Below are 22,581 nucleotides of genomic sequence, written 5' to 3'. Positions count from 1 at the left end.
GACCCTTGTGGAGGAACCATGTCGCCCACCCCTTACGACTCGCCCTTCAATCGCCGCGCGCTGCTCCGGATGGGGCTCGTCGCGGGCGCCGCGGTGGCCGGCGTGCCGCTGCTGTCGGCCTGCGGCGACGACGACGAGCAGCCGTCGCCGGCGGCCGGCGGGGGGTCGCTGGCGGTACTGAAGGTGGGCGCGCCGAACGCGGTCACCGACGCCGAAGCCGGCAACCCGCTGCTGACCAGCATCGGCGCGACCCTCATCGTCATGCGGCACGTGTACGACTCGCTGATGGTGCTCGACAACGGCGAGTACAAGTACCAGCTCGCCGAGTCGGTGCAGCCGAACGCCGACGGCAGCGTGTGGACGATCAACCTGCGCTCCGGGGTGACGTTCCACGACGGCAAGCCGGTCACCGCGGCCGACGTGGTGCACAGCATCCGTACGCTCGGCGCCAAGCCCAGCAACCGGGCCTCCGTCTACGCCAACGTCGACCTCGCCAAGGTGACGGCCGTCGACGACCGTACCGTCACCGTCCCGCTGCTGACCCCCCGCGGTGACTTCAAGGAAGCCGTCCTCGTCGTCTTCTCGCCGGTCTTCCCGGCCGGCATGACCGAGTTCAGCAAGCCGATCGGCTCGGGCCCGTACCGGCTGGCCGAGCGTAACGGCACCACGACCCGGCTGGTCGCCAACGAGCAGTACTGGGGTGGCAAGCCGAGCGTCGCCGAACTCCAGATCGTCGGCATCCTCGACGCCGGCGCCCGGCTGTCTGCGCTGAAGGCGGGACAGGTCGACTACGCCGTCAGCATCAGCTCCACCGGCGCGAAGACCGAGGCGGCGAACAGCGAGCTCACCGTCGTACGCGGTGGTCCGGCGAACGCCAACGCGCTGTCGTTCGCGATGAACCAGAAGCTCGCGCCGTTCGACGACGTCCGGGTCCGCCAGGCGGTCCGGCTCGCGGTGGACCGGCAGGCGCTCGTCGACAACGCGCTGCTCGGGCTCGGCTCGACCGCCGACGACGTGGTCGGCAAGAGCCTGCCCGGCTACGCCGATTTGCCGGCGCGCGCCCGTGACCTGGAGCAGGCGAAGCGGCTGTTCACCGAGGCCGGGATCACGAAGCTGACGTTGCGGACCGGCGAGATCGTCCCCGGCATGCTCAACGCCAGCCGGCTGATGGCCCAGCAGCTCAAGGAGGCGGGCGTCGAGCTGACCCTCCAGGAGATCTCGCCCGACGCCTACTACGCCGACCTCATGACGCTGGCCACGCACCCGTTCCAGGCGTTCTACTACGTCAACCGGCCGGCGGCCGTGCACCTGTCGGCGGTGACCCACGGCAAGGCGCCGTTCAACGTCACCGGCACGTCGGCGGCCTACCAGGCGCGGCTGGCCAAGGCCCAGGCGACTGTCGACGACAACGCCCGCGCCGAGGCGTTCAAGGCGCTGCAGGAGGAGTTCTACAAGGAGGGCGGCGACCTGCTGTGGGGCTTCCAGGAGCAGCTGGACGCCGCCCGTAAGGGGATCAGCGGGGTCCGCACGATGCAGTCGGTCCAGCTGTTCGACCGGGCGACCGGGCCGGCGTGACCGCGCTCGGGTTCCTGGCCCGACGGCTGCTGGCGACGGTGGCCACGCTGTTCGCGGTGGCGGTGGTGCTCTTCGCCGGCTCGGAGGTGCTCCCGGGTGACGCCGCGTCGGCGTCACTCGGGCCCGACGCCACCATCGAGGAGGTCGCGCAGCGCCGGGCCGAACTCGGCGTCGACCGGCCCTGGCCGGTGCGGTTCGTCGAGTGGGGGACCGCGGCGCTGCGCCTCGACCTGGGCACCAGCACCTCGATGCACCGGCCGGTGGTGGACGTCGTGGCCGAGCCGCTGGCCGCCACCGGGCTCCTGGTCGGCCTCACCGCGGCGGTGACGGTGCCGCTGGCGATGGGACTGGGGCTGCTCACCGGGCTGCGGCCGGGCGGCCGGGTGGACCGGGCGGTGTCGGCCGTCGCGGTGGTGGCGGTGTCGATCCCGCAGTTCGTCACCGCCGGTCTGCTCGTGCTGGTCTTCGCCGACCTGTGGCCGCTGCTGCCGGCGATCTCGCTGCCGCCGCTGGGCGGCGGACCGCTGGACCGGCCGGAGATCCTGGTGCTGCCGGTGGCCGCGCTGACGCTGTTCGGCGCGGCGTGGGCCAGCCGGATCGTGCGGGCGACTGTCATCGACGCGGACGCGATGCCCCACGTCGAGGCGGCCCGGCTGGCCGGGTTGCCCGAGCGGGTGGTCGTGGCGCGGCACCTGCTGCCCGCGGCGGCGCCGCCGTGCGCGCAGACGTTCGCGTGGTTACTGTCCGGGCTGTTCGGTGGCACCACGGTGGTCGAGGTGGTCTTCAACTACCCGGGCCTGTCGCAGACGCTCGTGGCGGCGGTCCGTAACCACGACACCGCGGTCCTGGAGGGGGTCGGGCTGCTCCTCGCCGCGATCATCCTCGTCTCGTTCATCGTGGCCGACCTGCTCGTCCTCGCGGTCGACCCCCGGCTGCGGGTGGCCGCCCGATGAGGGCCGCACGGTGGCTGCTCGCCGGGACGGCCGTGGTCGTGGTGCTGCTGGTGCTGGGTGTGGCGCTGTTCGGCCCGCTGTTCGCCGGCGAGCCGGAGCGGATCGTCGGGTTGCCCTACAGCGCACCGGCGGCCGGCAGCCCGCTGGGCACCGACAGCGCCGGGCGGGACGTGCTGGACCGGGTGCTGGCCGGTGGCCGGCCGCTGGTGGCCGTGCCGGTGGTGGCGACGATCCTGGCCACCGTGCTCGGTCTGGTGCTGGGTCTGCTCGGCGGCTACTTCGCCGGGATCACCGACGCCGTGGTGTCCCGGCTGGACTACCTGCTGCTGGGCCTGCCACCGGTGCTGATCCTGCTGGTGCTGCTGCACGGCTGGGGGTACAGCGCCACCACGATGATCATCGTGGTGGTGCTGACCGGCACGCCGTTCGTCTCCCGGGTCACCCGGGCCGAGACGCTCCGGGCGGTCGAGGACGGGTACGTGGTGGCCGCCTACGCCGGCGGCGACTCGCACCTGTCGGTGATCGTCCGGGAGATCCTGCCGAACATCGTCCGGCCGGTGCTCGCCGACTTCGGCACCCGCCTCGCCATCGCGGTCACGCTGACGGCGGCGGCGGCGTTCCTCGGCTTCGGCTCCAGCGGCCCGAACTGGGGGGCCATGATCAGCCAGAACGTGGAGGGCATCCAGCTCACCCCGTGGGGCGTCGCGGTGCCGGCGATCCTGCTCGGTGTGCTCACCGTCGCCGCGAACCTCGGCATCGACCGGATCGTCGGGCGGGTGCTGCGATGATCGAGATCAGTGGGCTGCGGGTCGAGGACACCACCGGCCGGGCCGTCCTGGAGAACCTGTCGTTGCGCGTCGCCGAGGGTGAGCGGGTCGCCGTCGTCGGCGAGTCCGGGGCGGGCAAGACGACGCTGGCGATGGCCCTCGTCGGCGCGGTACGCCGCGGACTGCGGGTGGCCGGGGGCACGGTGGTGGTCGACGGGCACGACGTGCTGACGGCCTCCGGTGCCGAGGTACGCCGGGTCCGGCGGCGGGTGCTGGCGTACCTCCCGCAGGATCCGCCGTCGGCGCTGAGCCCGACGCTGCGGGTCCGGGCGCAGATCCGGGAACTGGCCGCGGACCGGGCCGATGCGGCAGTGAGCCGAGGGCTGGTCGAGGTGGGCCTGCCGGGCGACCCGGCCTTCCTGCGCCGGTACCCGCACCAGCTCTCGGGCGGCCAGCAGCAACGCCTGGCGCTGGCCCGGCTGCTGGCCGGCGACCCGCGTGGCCTGGTGCTGGACGAGCCGACGACGGGCCTGGACGGGCTGGTGCGCAAGCAGGTGCTCGACCAGTTGGACCGGCTCTCCGCCGACCGCGGGCTGGCGGTCGTGTTCGTCACCCACGACCTCGCCGCGGCCGCCCGGATGACCGATCGCCTGATCGTGCTGCGGGGCGGCGTCGTGGTCGAGGAGGGACCGACAGCCCAGGTGCTCACCCGCCCGGCCGCCGCGTACACCCGGGACCTGCTCGCCGCGGTGCCGGACCTGCCGGCCGAGATGCGCCGCCGCGTCGCCACGCCGGTGCGGGGCGCGGAGGTCCTGACCGTGTCCGGGCTGACCGTGCCACGCGGTGGGCGGGTCGTCCTGGACGACGTGTCCCTGCGGTTGCGCGCCGGCGAGGCGCTGGCCCTGCTCGGCACGTCGGGCTGCGGCAAGACGACGCTGGCCCGGGCCGTCGTCGGAACGCTGCGCCCCAGCTCGGGCCGGGTGACCCTGTCCGGCGAGGTCCTGGAGCCGACGCTCGGGCGCCGGCCGGTGCACCAGCGACGCCGCATGCAGCTCATCCCGCAGGACTCCGGCGGGTCGCTGAACCCGCGGCGGCCGGTGGGCGCGGCGATCGGGCGGGTGGTCCGCCTGGCCGGTGGGATGACGGCCGAGGCGGTGGCGGCAAAGACCCGCCGGCTGATGGGGCTCGTCGGCCTGCCGGGGGAGCTGGCGTCGCGGCTGCCGCGGGAGCTGTCCGGCGGGCAGCGGCAACGCGTCGCGATCGCCCGCGCGCTCGCCGCCGGGGCCGACGTGCTCGTCTGCGACGAGATCACGTCGAACCTCGACGCCCAGGTGGCGGCCTCGGTCCTGGCCCTGCTCGACTCGCTGCGGCGGACCCTGGGCCTGGCGGTGCTCATCGTGACGCACGACCTCGGTGTGATCGCCCGCAACGCGGACCGGGTCGCCGTGCTCAGCGGCGGGCGGATCGTCGAGGAGGGGACCGTCGAGCAGGTGTTCGGCAACCCGCGCCACGAGGCGAGCAGGGTGCTGCTGGACGCGGCCCGGCCCGTCACGGCGGCGGCGGACGTGCCGTGACAGCCCGAGGCGGAGGGCCGCCACCGGATTCCCGGTGGCGGCCCTCCGCCTCGATCTCAGCGCGTCAGACGAGCTCGCCGAGGAGTTCGTAGTTCAGCGTGAAGGTGTGGCTGCCGTCCTCCAGCTTGCGCATGGTGGCGGTGCCCTGGATGCCGGCGAGCCCCTCGGTGCCGGTCCCCGGCACGATGTGCCACTCGGCGCCGCCCTCCTCGTCGCTCATCAACCCGACGGCCTGGTGCTGGAGCATGAAACTGCCCTTGGAACCGTCGATCGACACCTCGATCACTTCGTGACCGACGTATCCGGCGCCGCCCTTGCCATAGGCGAACAGGAACTGCGCGCGGCTGGTGCCCTCGAGTTCACCGGAATACGTCTTGGTGACCGAGGCCCGCGAGAATTTCATGCCGTCGGGGGTCTCCTGCCACTCGTCTTCGTCCCAGGAGTCGAGCGTAAATGAAGCAGTCGCGGTGCTCACCTTGTCTCATTCCTTCCGTGGTTCTTTTTCAGTCCCAGACCGAGGCGCAGAACGGGTGACCGGCCGGGTCGAGGAAGACCCGCCACTTCGCGTCGCCGGGTTGGTCAGCGGGTTTCGTCGCACCCAGGCGCAGCAACTCGGTCTCGGCCGTCTCGATGTCGTCGACGGCCAGGTCGAGGTGCAGTTGCTGGGGAACCGTCTGCCCGGGCCACTCCGGACGCCGGTAGTTCTCCACCCGCTGCAACGCCACGGCGACGCCGTCACCGTTGCTGAGGAACGCGCCGGACTCCGACTCGTGCACCGGCTCGAGGCCGGCCGCTTCCCGGTAGAAGGCCACCAGCGGGGCGATTTCGGAACAATCCAGTGTTACCGCCGCCAAGCGACCGACAGCCATTCATGTCTCCTGGAGATTTGTCGTCCGATCGAAAGCGTGGCCCGAGCCTAGCAATCCGCCGTCGTCCACGCCACGGTCGCCGGGTGTGTCGCGACCGGCCTGCTCATTAGACCGTTGCGAATGGACGGCAGGCCCCGAAGGCTCGGCAGTATACCGGCTGGACCGTCGGCGGCGCCACCGTTACGCCAATCGAGTTGCCCTCACTTCGTGCTCACAACAGCGCAGCGTCAGGCGCACCCGTCCGCCACGATTCGCCGGTACCCCAATCACCGGCGTGGAGGAGAACAACGGTGGAAGGCTTCGAGATCTTCACCTACGGGGACGCCGTCGCCGACGTCTTCGACGGGACGGGATGGGCCGGCGACCCGGGTGACACCGAGGAGACCATCGAGTGGCTCGCCGAGAACGCCGGCGGCGGGCCCGTGCTCGAACTCGGCGTCGGCACCGGCCGGGTCGCCGTCCCGCTGGCCCGCAAGGGCATCGAGGTGCACGGCATCGACGCGTCGGAGGGGATGCTGACGCAGCTGCGCGAAAAACCCGGCGGCGACCTGGTGCACGTGCACGTGCAGGACTTCACCGACTTCACGCTGCCGTACAAGTTCTCGCTGGCGTACGCGGTCTTCGACACGCTGCCGTTCATCACCGACCAGGAGGAGCAGATCCGCTGCTTCCAGAAGGTCGCCGACGTCCTGGAGCCGGGCGGGCGGTTCGTGATCCAGACGTCGATCCCCGACCCGGCGCGGTACGACCGCAACCAGCGCACCCAGACCGTACGGGTGGAGAAGGACCACGTCGTGATGACGTTCACCCGGCGCGAGCGGATCTCCCAGTGCTCGTCGATCCAGTTCGCGGTCCTGCGGCCCGACGGCATCCGGTTCTTCCCGATGCGCATCCGCACCGTCATGCCGTCCGAGATGGACCTGATGGCCCGCCTCGGCGGGCTCACCATGGAGTCGCGCTGGGGCCACTGGGACGGACGACCACTGCGCGACTCCGACGAGCGGCACATCACCGTCTACCGCAAGTAGGGCGGCGGATCGGTGGAGCACAGCCAGACGAGCGCCGGCGGTGCGAGCCGGCGCCTCCGGGTGGTCCTGGTGCAGCAGGGCGTCTGGGACATGCCGCTGGAGTCGCTGCCGCTCGCCTCGGCGTACCTCAAGGCGATGGTGTCCGGCGACGCCGAGCTGAACGACCGGGTGTCGGTGGAGATCTGCAACTTCCGGGGGCGGGTGACGCACGGGGAGATGGCCGCCCGGCTGTTCGCCGGCCCGCTGCCCGACGTCATCGGGTTCTCCGTCTTCGGCTGGAACCAGCGCGCCTTCGGCGCACTCACCGCCACCTACAAGCAGCTCAACCCGCAGGGGTGGGTCCTCTTCGGCGGCACCCACGTCAGCGCGCAGGCCGACCGCGTGTTCCGGCTCTACCCGGAGATCGACGTGGTGGTCAACGGCGAGGGCGAGCTGACCTTCCTCGACCTGCTCCGCGCCCGGCTGGCCGGCGTGGCCCCCGACGCCCTCGGCGACGTGCCGGGCATCTCCTGGCACCGCGCCGACGGCAGCGTGGTCACCAACCCGGACCGGCCCCGGATCGAGGATCTCGACATCATCCCGTCGCCGTTCCTCACCGGAGCCGTCGACCTGCTCGACGCCGACGGCCGGTTCCGCTACGACGTCGCGCTGTTCGAGACCAACCGCGGCTGCCCGTACAAGTGCTCGTTCTGCTACTGGGGCGGCGCGGTCGGCCAGCGGGTACGCGCGTTCTCCCGGGAACGGCTGCGCGCCGAGCTGGAACTGTTCGCCCGGTGCGGCGTGCACACAGTGGTCGCCTGCGACGCCAACTTCGGCATGCTGCCGATCGACCTGGAACTCGTCGACGACCTCATCGACATCAAGCGGCGTCACGGCTTCCCGCTGGCCTTCGAGAGCTCGTGGGCCAAGAACAAGTCGAAGGTGTTCTACGAGATCGTCCGGCGGATGAAGGAGGCGGGGCTGCGCAGCTCCTTCACCCTGGCCCTCCAGTCGCTCAACCCGGACGCCCTCACGCTGATGCGCCGGCGGAACATGAAGGTCAACGACTGGCGTGACCTGGTGCGGTGGCTCAACCGGGAAGGGCTGGACTGCTACGCCGAGCTGATCTGGGGCGCGCCGGGCGACACCGTCGAGTCCTTCCTGTCCGGGTACGACGAACTCGCCCAGCACGTGTCCCGGATCGCCGTCTACCCGATCATGCTGTTGCCGAACACCGAGTACGCGGAGAACAAGGAGCTGTACGGCATCGTCGCGCTGCGCGGCGACAACGACGACTTCGAGTACGTGCTCGCCCACCGGACCATGACCTTCGAGGACAACGCGGTGATGCAGCGGTTCCTGTTCTGGGCCCGGGTGATGGCCGAGAACGCGGTCCTGCGTCACTGCTGGCTGCCGCTGCGGCGGCTCGCCGGGTGGGAGCAGTCCCGGGTCCTCAACAGCCTCGCCGACTGGGCGGACACCACCACGGCGCGGGAGGCGATCCCGTTGCGGGAGGCCGCGATGCGGGGTCACGGCGGCGGCGCGCCGGCGTACGCGGCCGCCATCGGCTACCTCTTCACCGAGGCCGACGGGCGGCGGGCGCTGGAGCTGTGGTGGCAGGAGGTGGTCTCGCGGCAGCTCGCGGCCGACGTCCGCCCGTTCCTCGACGAGGTGTACCGCTACGACCTGCTGACCCAGCCGGTCTGCGAGCCGGACGGACTCCCCGTCGTCGAGATCGGCGGCGTCGAGTACTTCCACCGACCGGACGTGACACTGGCCTACGACGTGCCGGGCGTCCTCGCGCGGATGCGCGCCGACGAGCCGGTCTCGCTGGAGCCGGAACCGATCCGGGTCGACATCTACTACCGCACCGGCGCCATGACCGCCGTCATGTCGACGAACCACGAGGAGATCCTGCACTTCATGGGGGAGGTGCGCAGAGCAGGCAGCCCGCTCACCGTCCCCTGACCGATCGCCGGTGTCCGGAGTGGACCGGCGCTGCCATACTCGGCCCGATGGGGTCGTCGTCGAGGTGACTGTGCAGTTCCGGGTGCTGGGTCCGCCGGAGGTCGTCCGGCACGGGCGGGTGGTGCCCCTCGGCGGGCCGAAACAGCAGGCGCTGCTGGCCCTGTTCCTGCTGCGGCCGAACCGGTTCGTCGCCGCCGACTGGCTGGTCGACGCGCTCTGGGACGCACGACCGCCGGCCAGCGCCCGGACGACGCTGCGCACGTACGTCGCCGGGCTGCGCCGGGCCGTGGAACCCCAGCGGTCCCACCGCGAACCGGCGCGCGTCCTGCGCAGCCACCCCGGCGGGTACGAGCTGCTGGTCGACGCCGACGCGGTGGACGCGATCCGGTTCGCCGGCCTGGTGGACCGGGCTGCGGACGCGCTCGCGGCCGGGCAGGGGGCGGCCGCCGAGCGGACGTACACCGAGGCGCTGGCGTTGTGTCGCGGCGAGCCGCTGGCGGGCGTGGCCGACCTGGCCGCGGTGCGTCCGGAGGTGGCCCGGCTGGCCGAGCTGCGGCTGAGCGCCGAGGAGGGGCGGTTGACAGCCGCCGTCGCCGCGGGCCGGCACGCGACGCTGCTGCCGGAGCTGCGCCGGTTCGTGTCGGCGCATCCGCTGCGCGAGGGCGCCCGGGCGCAGTTGATGCTGGCCCTGTACCGCTCGGGGCGGCAGACCGAGGCGCTTGCCGTGTTCGACGAGGGCCGCCGGATCCTGGCCGGCGAGTACGGGATCGACCCCGGTGAGCAGACCCGCGCGGTGCACCGGCTGATCCTGGAGCAGGCCGTACCGCCTGATCGGAGCAGCCCCGCGGACACCGGCGGCCCGGCGGCCGCCGGGGCGGTCCCGGAGCGGGACGGCGGACCGCTCGTGGGCCGGGACGCGGAACTGGCGCGGCTGCGGGACACGCTGGACGCGGCCACCGGGCAGAGCGGGCGGGTGCTGACGCTGGTGGGGGAGGCCGGCATCGGCAAGACCAGCCTCGCCGCGGCGCTCGGCGCCCGCGCCACCGCGACCGGCGTCCCGGTGGTCTGGGGCCGCTGTCCGGACGTCGGGCAGGCGCCGCCGTTCTGGCTGTGGAGCCAGGTGGTACGCGCGCTGGTGGCGATGCCGCAGACCCGCGCCACCGGTTCGGCGAGTCGCCTGGACGGGTTCGCCGCCGGCGCGCCGAGCGGACCGGTCGACGGTCGCGGTCTCGACCCCACGGCCCGGTTCCGGGTGTACGAGGCGGTGTCGGAACTGGTGCACGCGGCGGCCCGGGAGCGCGGCCTGCTCGTCGTCCTCGACGACCTGCACGCCGCCGACCCGGACTCGCTGCTGTTGCTGCGGTTCCTCGCCACCGCCCTGCCCGCGTCCCGGGCGCTGGTGGTCGCCACGCTGCGGCCGTACGGCGACGACCCGGCCCTGGTGGCGACAGTCGCCGAGCTGGCGCGCGGGGGCGGCTTCGGTCAGGTCCGGCTCGCCGGGCTGGACGCCGCGGCGGTCGCCGACCTGGTCCGGGGCCGCACCGGCGTGGCGCCGCCGGAGCCGGTGGTGACCCGGCTCGTCACCCGGACCGGCGGGAATCCGTTCTTCCTCACCGAGCTGCTGCGGTCCCGGACCGACCCGGGCGCCGCAGCGGAGCTGCCGCCGAGCATCCGGGACACCGTGCGGCTGCGGCTCGCCGGGCTGCCCGGCCCCGCCCGGCGCTGCCTCGACCTGCTCAGCGTGGCCGGGCACGACCTGGACCTGGCGGTGCTGGCGGCGGCACTGGACAGCACCGCCGAGAGCGTCGCCGAGGAACTCGCCCCGGCCTATCCGGCCGCGCTGGTGGTCGAGACCGGGCCGGGCGCCGTCGCGTTCCGCCACCCGCTGATCGCCGAGGTCACCTACGCCGAGCTGGTCCCGCCGCGCCGGGCCGCGCTGCACGCCCGGCTGGCCGCCGCGTACGAGCGGACGGCCGGCACCGCGCCGGCCGAGCTGGCCCACCACTACGGGGAGGCGGTCGGTCTGGGCCACGGCGAGGACCATCTGCGGTGGTCGCTGCGCGCCGCCGACGACGCCACCCGCCGGGTCGCCTACGAGGACGCGCTCGGCCACCTCGAACGCGCCGCGCTCCGGCTGGCCCCGGCCGCGCGGGTCTCGCCCGACGCGGCGGCCACCGAGCTGACCGTCCAGTTGCACCGCGCGTCCCTGCTCCAGATGACGGTGGGCGTCGGCAGCGACGCGGTCGACCGGGTCTGCGCCCGCGCCGGGGAGCTGCTGACGCTCGTCGGGCCGGACGCCGACATCCGCCACGCGCTCTGGGCGCTCGGCGAACTCGCCGCCAACCGGGCCGAGTTCGCGATCTGCGCCGACCTCGCCGGGCGGCTCGTACGGGCGCCCGACGACGGCAGCGGGCTGATCGCCGCCGCAGGTGAGTACCTGCTGGGCGCGGTCGCCTACTTCACCGGCCGGCAGGCCGAGAGCGAGCGGCGGCTCACCGCCGGGATCGAGCGGCTGCGTACCGTCGACCGGGTGCTGCTGCGCCGCGAGGTGGGCCGGCGGCCGGTGCTGGCCTGCCACAACTTCCGGGCGCTCGCGCGGTCGATGCGCGGCGACCCGGCCGGCGCGTGGGCGGACATCGCCGCCGCCGAGGCCCTCGCCGAGGACCTCGACGACCCGTACGGCCGGGCCAACGCGGCACTCTACGCCGCCTGGCTGGCGATGCAGGAACACGACGTCGCAGCGGCCGACGCGGCGGGGCGGCGGTGCCGGGACGTCGGCCGGGCCACCGGCCTACCGCACATGACCGCGACCGGCGCGTACTTCCTGGAGTGGGCGGCCGCGCGGGGCGGCGACCACGGCCGGCTCGACGCGATGCGCGCCGCCGCCGAGGAGTTCTACCGTCCCGGACTGCGGTCCACCCGGACCATCACGCTCTGCGCGATGGCCGAGGCGTACCTGACCGGCGGCCGTCCGGACACCGCGGCGACGCTGGCCGAGGAGGCGCTGGCAGTGGCGGACCGGGTGGGCGAGCGCGTCTTCGTCGCGGAGTTGCACCGGATCCGCGGCGCGGCCCGGCGCGACCGCGCGGAGTGGGACCTCGGCGCGCGGATCGCCGCCGAACAGGGCGCCGGGCTGCTGCTGCCCCGGTTCGCCGCCTTCTGACCGGCGTGGAATCCCGCCTCCACGCCGCCTCCACACCCTTTCCACAGCCGTTCCACGCCCTGCTGGTGCCCTGGTCGGTGTCGGGGAGGACGGCCGGAGCCGTCCGGGACCACGTTCCGAAGGGGCACCACCATGGGATCAGCTCAGCCGCCGGCTCACCAGGAGATCCAGGAGGTCGAGGTCGCCGTGGTCGGCTGCGGGCCGGTGGGCGCGCTCACCGCCAACCTGCTCGGCGCCCGCGGCGTCAGCACGCTCGTCGTGGAGCGCAGCGCGGCCCCGCACGGTCAGCCGCGGGCGTTCTCCTGTGACGACGAGGCGCTGCGCATCTACCAGCAGGCCGGGCTGCTCGACGAGGTACGCGACGAGACGATCGCGCCGCCGCTGGTCGAGTACGTCAACCGCGCGGGCCGGGCCTTCGCCCGGATGAAGCTGTCCGAGACGGACTTCGGGTACGGGCACGCGCCGCTGCGCTTCTTCGACCAGCCGCGACTGGAACGGACGCTGCGCGCCGGGCTGGACCGCTTCCCGCACGTCCGGCTCGCGTTCGGCACCGAGCTGGTCGGCCTGACCCAGGACGAGGACGGCGTGACGGTGCTCCTGTCCGACGTGGTCACCGGGCAGCGGCGGGCGGTCCGCGCCCGGTACGTGCTCGGCTGCGACGGCGCCCGCAGCGCCACCCGCGCCGCCGTCCGGATCCCACTGTCCGGGGCGAGCTACGCCGAGCCGTGGCTCGCCGTCTCCGGCGACGTGCCGCCCGACGCCGTGCGGGTGCCCGACACCACGTTCGTGTGCGACTGGCGGCGCCCGGCGTTCGTCTCTCCCGGCGCGGCCGGCAGCTACCGGATGGAGTTCATGCTGCGCCCGGGCGAGACCGAGGACGAGGTGCAGCGGCCGGAGACCGTCGCCGCGCTCGTCTCGCCGTACGTCGACCCGGACCGGTTCGCCGTCACCCGGGCGGTCGTCTACACCTTCCACCACCTCGTCGCGCAGCGGTGGCGGGAGGGACGGGTGTTCCTGCTCGGCGACGCGGCCCACCAGATGCCCCCGTTCATGGGCCAGGGCCTGTGCAGCGGCCTGCGTGACGCGGCGAACCTGTCGTGGAAGCTGTCACTGGTGCTGTCCGGCGCCGCCGGCCCCGCGGTGCTCGACACGTACGAGACCGAGCGGCGCCCGCACACGGTGGAGATGGCGCAGACGAGCGTCCGGCTGGGACGTGTCTTCCTGGCCCGCAACCGGTTCACCGCCGGGATGCGCGACGCCGCGCTGCGGGCGGTCCAGACGGTCCCCCGGGTACGGCGGTTCGTGGAGCGCTTCGAGTTCAAGCCGGTGCCGGCGTACCGGCGGGGCCTGATGACCGGCGGGCGGCGGGACGGCGTGGTCGGGACCATGTTCCCCCAGCCGCGGGTCCTCATCCCGGGTGCGCCCGGTGAGCGCCTGCTCGACGAGGCGCTCGGCGACTGCTTCGCCGTGCTGGGTCGCGCCGGTGTGGACGACCCGTCCGGCGCGTGGTGGCAGGGGTTGCCGGTGCGGTTCGTCGCGGTCCACCCGTCCGGCACGCCGCTCGCCGGCCTGCCGGACCCGCTCGCCGGTCCACCGGAGTGGTCAGCGGACGGCCGTCCGGACCGGGTCGACGTGGTGGACGCCGACGGGGTGCTCGGCGGGTGGCTGCGGGGGCACGGCGTCGACCTGGTGGTGCTGCGGCCGGACCGGTTCGTGTTCGCGCTGGCGACGGCCGGCGGGATCGAGCAGGCCGCACGGAACCTGTCGGCCGCCCTCGGTGCCCCGCCCGGCGGAGGCCGGAACCGGGCGGACAGCCCGGGGCTCGCGACGGCACCGGCAGTGCCGTCGTCGTCGTGACCGCCCTCGTCGGCAGCCGAGCCGGCCGTCTCCCGGTCGATCCGATCGAGACCTTCCATTCTCCTACGACGATCGTGCGCCGCCGTCCGGCCTCGTGCCGGACGGTCGTGCGCGCGGAAAGGTGGCAGTGATGCGTTCACGAAGATCAGGCCGGTGGGCCGCCGCGGTGGCGGCCGCTCTGGCGGTGGTCCTGCTGGGGCCCGGGGCGACAGTGCCCGGCGTCGCGGCACCGGTCCGGGTCGCCGGCCCGCCGGGAGCGGGCCTCGCCGCCGGCTGCGAGACGTTCGGGTTCACGGCCATGCCGGCGGTCGCCGGTGTGGCCGCTCCCCGTGACGTCGAGGCGGTCGACACCAACCAGAACGGCTTCGACGACCTGCTCGTCGCGTCGGCGAGCGGTGACGGCGACGTGCACCAGCTCATCGCCGTCGGCAACGGCACGTTCCGCACGTCGACGACGCCCGGCGGCCCGCCCGAGGTCTATCCCGCCTCGGGCACACCGCGCGCCATCTCCGTCGGCTACTTCAACCGGGACGCCAAACCGGACTACGCCGTCGCCACCACCGACGGGGTGGACCTCTGGTACGGCAACGCCGATACCGACCCGACCTTCGGGCCGGGTGGGCACCTGCTGGACGGTCGTAGCGTGGCGGACGTCGCGGTGGCCGACTTCGACCGCGACCTGCGGCCCGACCTCGCCGCCGTCGACCCCCGGATCCAGTCCGATCCGGACGACGACCGGGTGGTGGTGATCCGCAACCTGAACGGCAGCCTCGACGAGCGGTTCCTCCTCGGCGACCAGCCGTCGTACGTCCGCCCTTACCTGCTCGCCGTCGGCGACCTGACCGGCAACGGCGTGCCCGACGTGCTGCTCAGCAGCTACGGGCAGGGCACGGTCTCGGTGATCCGTGACGGCAAGAACAGCCCCGCGCCCCGGATCGAGGGGCTGGGCGAGGCGTTGCAGCCGGTGATCGCCGACTTCGACCTCGACGGGCGGCTCGACGCGGCCGTCGCGATCCTCGGCGAGGACCGGATCCGGTTGTGGACCGACTTCCGCGACCCACCGGCCGGCGGCTTCCCGCCGGCGCCCCGGGAGCTGCCGTCGCTGGACCTCGGGCCGCTGACCCCGGGACGGGAGGGCCCGCACGACGTGGACGTCGCCGACCTCAACCGCGACGGCCGTCCGGACCTGGTGGTGGTCGGCCACGCCAGCCGCGCCGTCTACGTCTTCCCCGGCAACGGTGACGGCACGTTCGGCAGCCCGGCGGTGCTCGCGGCGGGCAGCCGGCCGGTGCAGGCGGCGGTGGGCCGGTTCGACAACAACCAGTCCCTCGACGTGGCCGTCCTGGACGAGGTCGACAACACCCTGCGCGTCTACCTGAACACCTGCACCGCACCCGGGCCGAACCTGACGGTGAGCGGGCTGGAGGTCACCCAGGTCATCCAGGACCTGGGCAACTCCGTGGACCTGGTCGCCGACCGCCGCACCGTCGTGCGGGCGTACGTCGGCACCGACGCACAGACGCCCGCGGTGACCGCAGCCCTGCACGGGTTCCGGGCCGACGGTACGTCGCTGGGCCCGCCGCTCGCCCCGGCGAACCCGGGCCGCCTGCTGGTGCCGGACCGGACGACACGGCGCGGACAGCTGGGCGGCGGGTTCCTGTTCGAGCTGCCCACCCAGTGGACGAGCGAGGGAGAGGTCACACTGCGGGTCGAGATCAACCCGGACCGCCGGGTCACCGAGCCCGACCACCTGGACAACGTGGCCGAGCGCACGGTGCGGTTCCAGGCGTCCGAGCCGGTACGCGTCAAGCTGATCCGGTTCGGTTACCAGCGCGGCGGACAGACCGTGCTGCCGCCCGAGTCCGACCTGGACCGGGCCGAGTCGCTGCTGCGGCGCACGTTGCCGACGAGCCGGCTGGAGGTCACCCGCGCCGACCACCGCGACGACCACCCGTTCTTCTGGATCGGCGACGACAGCTTCTACCTCGACGCACAGGACGCGCGTTCGGTGCTCGACCGCTACCGGCAGGCGACGGCAGGGACGCGGGAGCCCGGCGTCCACCACCTGGTCATGGTGAACCGGGACCGGATGGGCGGCATCGCCGAGAACATCCCCGGATGGGTGGCGGTCGGCGGATCGCACGATCCCACGGTCATCCTGCACGAGCTGGGGCACCTGCTCGGTGCCCAGCACGTCGAATGCACCGACGATCCCGGCGACGAGACCGGACCCCGGTCCTACCCGTACCCGCGCGGCACCATCGGCGGGCCCGACCTGGCGAATCCCAGCTTCGCCGGCTACGACATCGGCGACTACTCGGTCGGCGCTCCGCGCCGGGTCGTCTGGGCGCCGGACACCAGCCCGCCGGTCGCTGACGTGATGAGCTACTGCCGGAACAAGTGGATCTCCGACGACCTGTGGCGGCTGTGGCGCAACCGCGTCCAGAACCCGCCCGTCCAGCAGGGCGCGACAGGTGACCTGCTGGCGCTCTCCGGCGCCGTCGGCGACGCCGACGCCACCCTCGCCGGGCAGCGCCTGGCCCGCACCACCGAGCGCCCGGCCAGCACGCCCGGCCCGTACGCGCTGCGGCTGCTCGACGCCGCCGGGGCGACGCTCGCCGAGCACCCGTTCACCCCGGGGGCGGCCACCGAGCACGCCGTGACACGTCCCTTCCACGAGGTAGTCGACTTCGCCCCCGGCACCCGCCGGGTGACGCTCGTGGACACGCGCACCGGGCGGAACCTCGCCACCCTCGCGGTGTCGGCGAACCCGCCCGTCGTGGCGCTGGCGGGTGAGGCTCCGCCCGCGTCGGTGCCGCCGACCGGGCCGGTCACGATGGGCTGGAGCGCCGGCGACGCCGACGGCGGCCCGGTCACCGCGAGTGTCCTGTACAGCCCGGACGGCGCCGACGACTGGCGGGTGCTGGCCACCGGGCTCACCGGGACGTCGCACACAGTGGATGCCGCGCAGCTCGCGGGCACCGGCGGCGCGGCCACCGGCCGGCTGCGGGTGCGGGTCACCGACGGGGTGAACACCGCCGACGCGACGAGCGGCCCGCTCACGGTCGCCGGCAAGAACCCGGCGGTACGGATCACCGCTCCGATGGGCGGCACGTTCTTCGCCACTGGGCAGACGGTCACGCTCGCCGTGTCCGTCACCGACCCGGAACAGGGCGACCTGGACGGGTCAGCGGTGCGCTGGACCTCCGACCGCGACGGCGACCTCGGCACCGGCGCCACCCGTACCCCGGGGCAGCTCAGCGAGGGGCGGCACGTCGTCACCGTCACCGCCACCGACGCCGAGGGCCTGCGGGCCACCGCGCGTACCGAGGTGACCGTGGGCCGGGTCCTGCCGGCCGGTGGCCCGCCCACGGCCGACGCCGGGCCGGACCGGACCGCGGTCGAGGGCGACACAGTCACCCTCGACGCGACCCGGACCGCCGACCCGGACGGCGACCCGGTGACCCTGTCCTGGACGGTGCTCGCCCAGCCGGACCGTGGCGGGCTCGGCGGCGGCCTGCGGCTGGAGGGCCCGGCCCGTACGCCGTCGTTCCGAGCCGACCGGGCCGGCACGTACCGGCTGGAACTGACCGCCACCGACGCCCGCCACGGCACCACCACCGACACGGTGACCGTCACCGTGGCGAACCGGCCGGTCGAGGTGAGCCCGATCGCACTGGACGAGGAGCTGCGGGTGGCCGGTCCGGTCACCGTGCGGGCCACGTTCACCGACCCGGGCGTGCCGGACACCCACCGGTGCGCTGTCGACTGGGACGGCGAGGGTCCGGCCCCGGCCACACCGGGCGTGGTCAGCGAGGACCGCAACGAGGGCGGCTGCGTCGCCACCGGCGATCTCCGGCCCGGCGTGCACGTCGCGCGCCTCACGGTGACCGGCGACGACGGCGGGACCGGGCAGCAGACGGTACGGATCGTGGTCTATGACCCGTCGGACGTGACTGTCGCCGGCGCGGGCGCGATCGTCTCACCGGCGGGCGCGCTCAGCGCCGACGTGGCCGCCACCGGGCCGGGGGAGTTCGCCTTCGTCGCGGGCCTGGTGAAGGGTTCGCCCACGCCGTTCGGCGCGACCACCTTCCGGCTGCCGGGACGCGAGTTCACGTTCGCCGGTACGACACACGAGCGGCTGACCGTCGCCGGTTCGGTGGGCCGGTACCAGGGTGAGGGCACTGTGAACGGCCGGCGGGGCTACGCGTACCAGCTCACCGTCTCCGACGCGCCCGACGGGCGGGACGTGGACCGGTTCCGGATCAGGATCTGGGAGAGCGACGGAGGGCGCGTCGTCTACGACAGCGGCCGGGGCGCACCGGACGATCTCGACCCGGCGCACCTGCAACCGCTGAACGAGGGCCGCGTCGTGGTCGTCGGTTAGCCCGCCACCCGCTGTCGCTCCGCCGCCCCTCTCCGGGTGGCGGGCGGCGGCTTGACCTGAAGCGGACGCGAGGTTCTAGCCTCCTCGCGGAGGTACGGCATGAGCATGGAAGTGACCGCGTGGACGTCCCTGCACCACGCCATGAACGCGCAGGACGAGCGACCGCTGTCCCGGGCGACGTTACGGCGCGTCGCCGGGTTCGCCCGGCCGCACCGTACCCTGATCGTCACGTTCCTGGTGTTGAGCGTGGTGACGGCGGTGCTCACAGTGGCGGCGCCGGTTCTGGCCGGGCGGGTGGTCGACGCGATCGTCGGCGGCGCCGGCAGCGGCGTCGTGGTCCGGCTGGCGGTGCTGATCGCCGTGATCGCGCTGGCCGAGGCCGGCCTGGGGCTGCTGACGCGGTACCTGTCCGCCACCATCGGGGAGGGCCTCATCGTCCAGCTGCGGACGGCGGTCTTCGACCACGTCCAGCGCATGCCTGTCGCGTTCTTCACCCGGACCCGTACGGGCGCGCTGGTCAGCCGCCTGAACAACGACGTGATCGGCGCACAGCGGGCCTTCAGCGACACCCTGTCGGCAGTGGTCGGCAACGCCGTCACGCTGCTGCTGACCCTGGCGGTCATGCTGAGCTTCTCCTGGCAGATCACGCTGCTGGCGCTGCTCCTGCTGCCGGTCTTCGTCCTGCCCGCACGCCGGATGGGTGCCCGGCTCGCCCGTCTGCAGCGCGAGACGGCGGAGCACAACGCGGCCATGAGCAACCGGATGACCGAACGCTTCTCGGCGCCCGGCGCGACGCTCGTCAAGCTGTACGGGCGCCCGGCCGAGGAGTCGGCCGAGTTCGCGGCCCGGGCGCGGCGGGTCCGCGACATCGGCGTCCGCGCCGCCATGCTCCAGTGGGTCTTCATCACCGCGCTCACCGTCGTCGGTTCGCTGGCCCTGGCCCTGGTGTACGGGCTCGGCGGTGTCTACGCCCTGCGGGGCAGCCTCGACGCCGGCACCGTGGTCGCGCTCGCGCTGCTCCTGTCGCGCCTCTACGCGCCGTTGACGTCGCTCGCGAGCGCCCGGGTCGAGGTGATGAGCGCGCTGGTGAGCTTCGAGCGGGTGTTCGAGGTCCTGGATCTCAGGCCGCTGATCCTCGACCGGCCCGGCGCGCGTCCGCTTCCCGACGGGCCGGTCGCCGTCGAGTTCGACAGCGTCCGGTTCGGCTACCCGTCGGCCGACAGGGTGTCACTCGCGTCCCTGGAGGACGTCGCGAAGCTCGACACGCGCGGCGGCGAGGAGGTGCTGCACGACGTGTCGTTCCGGGTGGAGGCGGGGCGGATGGTCGCCCTGGTCGGCTCCTCCGGAGCCGGCAAGTCGACGATCGCCCAGCTCGTACCGCGCCTGTACGACGTCGAGCACGGCGCCGTGAAGCTCGCCGGCGTCGACGTCCGCGACCTGTCGAGCGAGTCGGTCCGGGCGGCACTCGGCGTGGTCACGCAGGACGGGCACCTGTTCCACGAGAGCATCCGCGCCAACCTCGCGTTCGCCCGGCCGGACGCGACCGAGGACGAGATGTGGGACGTCCTGCGGCGGACCCGCCTGGACACCCTGATCCGGTCACTTCCGGACGGGCTCGACACCGTCGTGGGTGAACGTGGGTACCGGCTGTCCGGCGGGGAACGCCAACGACTCACCATCGCGCGGCTCCTGCTGGCCCGTCCCCGGCTGGTCATCCTCGACGAGGCGACGGCGCACCTGGACTCCACCTCGGAGGCCGCCGTGCAGGACGCCCTCGCCGAGGCCCTGACCGGCCGGACGAGTGTCGTCATCGCGCACCGGCTGTCCACCGTCCGCGCGGCCGACGAGATCCTCGTGATCGAGGGCGGGCGCGTGGTGGAACGCGGACGGCACGGTGACCTGCTCGACGCCGGTGGGCGGTACCAGGAGTTGTACCGCACCCAGTTCGGCCAGGAGAAGCCGGAGGTCCCGAGGGAACGCGCCGCCACCGGTTGAGCGCCGTGCCTCTCACACCACGTCGGACGACCGCGTCAGGTTGGTCCGCTGCCAGTCGTCGCCACCGAGCGACCGGGACCCGCGACCGGGGTGCCGGGCCACCGCGCGGGGCTCGTGACCGACCGGCAGGGACGGCCGGACCGGGGCGAGGGTACGGGGGGCGAGGACGTGCAGCGTCGTGCCGGTGTCGGTGATGGCGTGCACCGAGCCGGGATCCCCGGCGGTGCCGAGGGCGACCTGGAGCTGAGGACTATGTGCCTGACCTGCTGATTCGTCGCCGTTGATCCGGCAGTGTCGATGTGCGGGCCCTTGCCGAGATCCGTTCACGGGCGTAGGAAGAACACCACCGTCCGCTGTCGAAGGAGACACGCGTGCCCACCCCCAGACGGCTCCGTCTCGCCGTGTCCGCGTTGGTGACCGCATCGGCCGTGCTGCTCGGTTCCGGCGCCGCCGCGGCGCCGTCCGCGCCTCCCGCACCGGCCGGGCAGCGGTCCTGCGACCCGATCGACCCGGCGGCCTGCCTGCTGCCGTTCCCCAACGACTACTTCACCGTCCCGGACCGCAGCACCCCGACCGGCAAGCGGGTCCGGTTCGCGGCCACCGCGATGCCCGCCAACGTGCTCGGCGTGCCGATCGACCCGGGGGAGTGGAACCGGCAGGACGGGTTCAGCCCCGGCTCGCCGATCCTGGCGCGCGTACCCGGCCTCGACGCCGCGCGGACGCGGATCGCGCCGGTCACCGACGTGGGGCGCTCGCTGGCGCCGGACGCGCCGATCGTGTTGCTCGACGCCCGCACCGGCAGGCGTACGCCCTACTGGGCGGAACTGGACGCGCACGCCGCCGGCGACCCGGGCCGGCAGGCGCTGATCATCCGGCCGGCGGTGGCGCTGACCGAGGGCACGAGGTACGTCGTCGGCCTGCGCGGCATGCGCGACGGCGACGGCGCGCTGATCCCGGCGCCGAAGACGTTCCGCGCGTACGTGACCGGCACCGGCCTGGACCGGCGTGACCCGCGCGCGCCGCAGATGAGGCGGATCCTCGCCGACCTGAGCCGGGCCGGTGTCAAGCGGCACAGCCTCTACCTGGCCTGGGACTTCACCGTGGCCAGCCGGCAGGGTCTGACCGGGCGGATGCTGGCGGTGCGGGACGGCGCGTTCGCCGCGCTCGGCCGACGCGCGCCCTCGTTCACCGTCACCCAGGTCACCGACTACACGCCGGGGCAGGATCCGCTGATCGCCCGGCAGGTCACAGGCACCGTCGCCGTGCCGTCCTACCTGACCGGTGACGGCGGGCCGGGCTCCCGGCTGCACTACGGGCCGCCCGGCGGCGACGGCACCCCGCCGGCGCCGAACGCGCTGCCCACACCGTCCGGCACGACTGTGGCGGCCGACTTCGTCTGCAACATCCCGCGCAGCGCGTCCGCCACGAGACCCGCGCACCTCTCGCTCTACGGCCACGGCCTGCTCGGCCGGCCGACCGAGATCAACGCCGGCAATGTCAAGACCATGTCGCAGACGTACGACTTCACCTTCTGCGCGACGAGCTGGATCGGCATGGCCGCCGCCGACGTCCCGTACGTGGCGGGCGCCTTCACCGACCTCAGCGCCTTCCCCGCGGTGGCCGACCGGCTCCAGCAGAGCTTCCTGAACTTCCTCTTCCTGGGCCGGACGATGATCCACCGCAACGGCTTCGCCGCCCACCCGGCGTTCCGCGACGCCGCCGGGCGACCGCTGGTCGACGTGGCCGGCGGGCTGCACTACGACGGCAACAGCCAGGGCGGCATCAACGGCGGCGCGCTCACCGCCATCGCCCAGGACTGGACCCGCTCGGTGCTCGGCGTGCCCGCGATGAACTACTCCACGCTGCTGCAACGCAGCGTCGACTTCGCCCCGTTCCAGTCCGTGATGGACGGCTACTACCCGGACCGGATCGACCAGCAGCTCATCTTCGGTCTGCTCCAGATGCTCTGGGACCGGTCCGAGGCCAACGGGTACGCCCAGCACATGACCGACCGGCCGCTGCCGCGTACCCCGGCGCACCGGGTGCTGATGCACGTGGCGTTCGGTGACCACCAGGTCTCGACCGCCGCGGCGGAGGTGCAGGCGCGCACCATCGGCGCCCGCCTGCACACCCCGGCGCTCGCAGACGGCTGGTCACCGGACGTGCGGCCGTTCTGGGGCATCGCGCCGATCCGCAGGTACCCGTACGCCGGCTCGGCGATGGTGGTCTGGAACAGCGGGGCCGCGTACGCGCCGCCGCCGACCAACCTGGCCCCCGCCGGACCGGAGTACGGCGAGGACTCGCACGAGTTCCCCCGTGCCCAGCCCGGCGCCCAGTGGCAGAAGGCGGTGTTCCTGCTCACCGGCAAGGTGATCGACGTCTGTGCGGGCGGCCCCTGCCCGTGACGCGACCGGCCGGGCGGCACGGATGCGGATGTTCGCGGCGGTGTGGCGGCTGACCCGGGGG

14 protein-coding genes are annotated in these 22,581 nt (G+C 73.6%); 11 read left to right on the top strand and 3 right to left on the bottom strand.

The window, feature by feature from the left end; genetic code table 11:
- Window positions 1-18: 18 nt before the first annotated feature.
- Genes O7622_RS22215 through O7622_RS22200 form a run of 4 tightly spaced genes read left to right on the top strand, consistent with a single transcriptional unit; the run spans window position 19 to window position 4,869 of the window.
- Window positions 19-1,575, top strand: coding sequence for an ABC transporter substrate-binding protein (locus O7622_RS22215; RefSeq protein ID WP_282310124.1), 1,557 nt, complete (start codon window positions 19-21; stop codon window positions 1,573-1,575).
- Entirely contained in the window at window positions 1,572-2,528 is a 957-nt protein-coding gene (locus O7622_RS22210; RefSeq protein WP_121684474.1) for an ABC transporter permease, read from the top strand. Before O7622_RS22215 ends, O7622_RS22210 begins: the two co-directional genes overlap by 4 nt.
- Complete coding sequence (locus tag O7622_RS22205) at window positions 2,525-3,316, top strand: ABC transporter permease subunit (protein ID WP_282310123.1); 792 nt, start codon at window positions 2,525-2,527, stop codon at window positions 3,314-3,316. The genes O7622_RS22210 and O7622_RS22205 overlap by 4 nt, the downstream gene beginning before the upstream one ends.
- On the top strand, window positions 3,313-4,869 hold the full coding sequence (locus O7622_RS22200; RefSeq protein WP_282310122.1) for an ABC transporter ATP-binding protein: 1,557 nt from the start codon (window positions 3,313-3,315) through the stop codon (window positions 4,867-4,869). The genes O7622_RS22205 and O7622_RS22200 overlap by 4 nt, the downstream gene beginning before the upstream one ends.
- 64 nt (window positions 4,870-4,933) lie before the next feature.
- Here O7622_RS22200 and O7622_RS22195 read toward each other — a convergent pair whose 3' ends face one another.
- Window positions 4,934-5,344: a DUF3224 domain-containing protein gene (locus O7622_RS22195; protein WP_282310120.1), complete on the bottom strand. Its 411-nt coding sequence runs from the start codon at window positions 5,342-5,344 to the stop codon at window positions 4,934-4,936.
- Between the two features lie 28 nt (window positions 5,345-5,372).
- Entirely contained in the window at window positions 5,373-5,738 is a 366-nt protein-coding gene (locus O7622_RS22190) for a VOC family protein (protein ID WP_013287018.1), read from the bottom strand.
- Between the two features lie 290 nt (window positions 5,739-6,028).
- On the opposite strand from O7622_RS22190, the gene O7622_RS22185 reads away from it, so the two are divergent.
- From O7622_RS22185 to O7622_RS22160, 6 genes are all read left to right on the top strand, one after another.
- Complete coding sequence (locus tag O7622_RS22185; protein WP_282310119.1) at window positions 6,029-6,766, top strand: class I SAM-dependent methyltransferase; 738 nt, start codon at window positions 6,029-6,031, stop codon at window positions 6,764-6,766.
- A 12-nt stretch (window positions 6,767-6,778) separates the two neighbouring features.
- Complete coding sequence (locus O7622_RS22180; protein ID WP_282310118.1) at window positions 6,779-8,713, top strand: KedN5 family methylcobalamin-dependent radical SAM C-methyltransferase; 1,935 nt, start codon at window positions 6,779-6,781, stop codon at window positions 8,711-8,713.
- Window positions 8,714-8,777: 64 nt separating this feature from the next.
- Window positions 8,778-11,876, top strand: a complete 3,099-nt coding sequence (locus O7622_RS22175) for a BTAD domain-containing putative transcriptional regulator (RefSeq protein WP_282310117.1) — start codon at window positions 8,778-8,780, stop codon at window positions 11,874-11,876.
- 132 nt (window positions 11,877-12,008) lie between these two features.
- Window positions 12,009-13,733, top strand: a complete 1,725-nt coding sequence (locus tag O7622_RS22170; RefSeq protein ID WP_282310116.1) for a bifunctional 3-(3-hydroxy-phenyl)propionate/3-hydroxycinnamic acid hydroxylase — start codon at window positions 12,009-12,011, stop codon at window positions 13,731-13,733.
- Between the two features lie 130 nt (window positions 13,734-13,863).
- Window positions 13,864-18,120: an FG-GAP-like repeat-containing protein gene (locus tag O7622_RS22165; protein ID WP_282310115.1), complete on the top strand. Its 4,257-nt coding sequence runs from the start codon at window positions 13,864-13,866 to the stop codon at window positions 18,118-18,120.
- A 141-nt stretch (window positions 18,121-18,261) separates the two neighbouring features.
- Entirely contained in the window at window positions 18,262-20,115 is a 1,854-nt protein-coding gene (locus O7622_RS22160) for an ABC transporter ATP-binding protein (protein ID WP_282314195.1), read from the top strand.
- A gap of 12 nt (window positions 20,116-20,127) precedes the next feature.
- On the opposite strand, the gene O7622_RS22155 is transcribed toward O7622_RS22160, so the two are convergent.
- Window positions 20,128-20,319 carry a hypothetical protein gene (locus tag O7622_RS22155; RefSeq protein ID WP_282310114.1) on the bottom strand — a complete coding sequence of 64 codons (192 nt, stop codon included), beginning with the start codon at window positions 20,317-20,319 and terminating at the stop codon, window positions 20,128-20,130.
- Window positions 20,320-20,486: 167 nt separating this feature from the next.
- On the opposite strand from O7622_RS22155, the gene O7622_RS22150 reads away from it, so the two are divergent.
- Window positions 20,487-22,520, top strand: a complete 2,034-nt coding sequence (locus O7622_RS22150; protein WP_282310113.1) for a hypothetical protein — start codon at window positions 20,487-20,489, stop codon at window positions 22,518-22,520.
- The last annotated feature ends 61 nt before the right edge of the window (window positions 22,521-22,581 follow it).

Source organism: Micromonospora sp. WMMD1076 (assembly GCF_029581475.1).
GTDB lineage: Bacteria > Actinomycetota > Actinomycetes > Mycobacteriales > Micromonosporaceae > Micromonospora > Micromonospora aurantiaca.
Note: the sequence above shows the minus strand (reverse complement) of the source record. Positions and strands in the feature narration are given on the sequence as shown.

Bases quoted from the DNA above. Each gene is read 5' to 3' on its own strand.
- O7622_RS22215 (WP_282310124.1), top strand. From the start codon at position 19: ATGTCGCCCACCCCTTACGACTCGCCCTTCAATCGCCGCGCGCTGCTC.
- O7622_RS22205 (WP_282310123.1), top strand. From the start codon at position 2,525: ATGAGGGCCGCACGGTGGCTGCTCGCCGGGACGGCCGTGGTCGTGGTG.
- O7622_RS22200 (WP_282310122.1), top strand. From the start codon at position 3,313: ATGATCGAGATCAGTGGGCTGCGGGTCGAGGACACCACCGGCCGGGCC.
- O7622_RS22190 (WP_013287018.1), bottom strand. From the start codon at position 5,738: ATGGCTGTCGGTCGCTTGGCGGCGGTAACACTGGATTGTTCCGAAATC.
- O7622_RS22170 (WP_282310116.1), top strand. From the start codon at position 12,009: ATGGGATCAGCTCAGCCGCCGGCTCACCAGGAGATCCAGGAGGTCGAG.
- O7622_RS22165 (WP_282310115.1), top strand. From the start codon at position 13,864: ATGCGTTCACGAAGATCAGGCCGGTGGGCCGCCGCGGTGGCGGCCGCT.
- O7622_RS22160 (WP_282314195.1), top strand. From the start codon at position 18,262: ATGAACGCGCAGGACGAGCGACCGCTGTCCCGGGCGACGTTACGGCGC.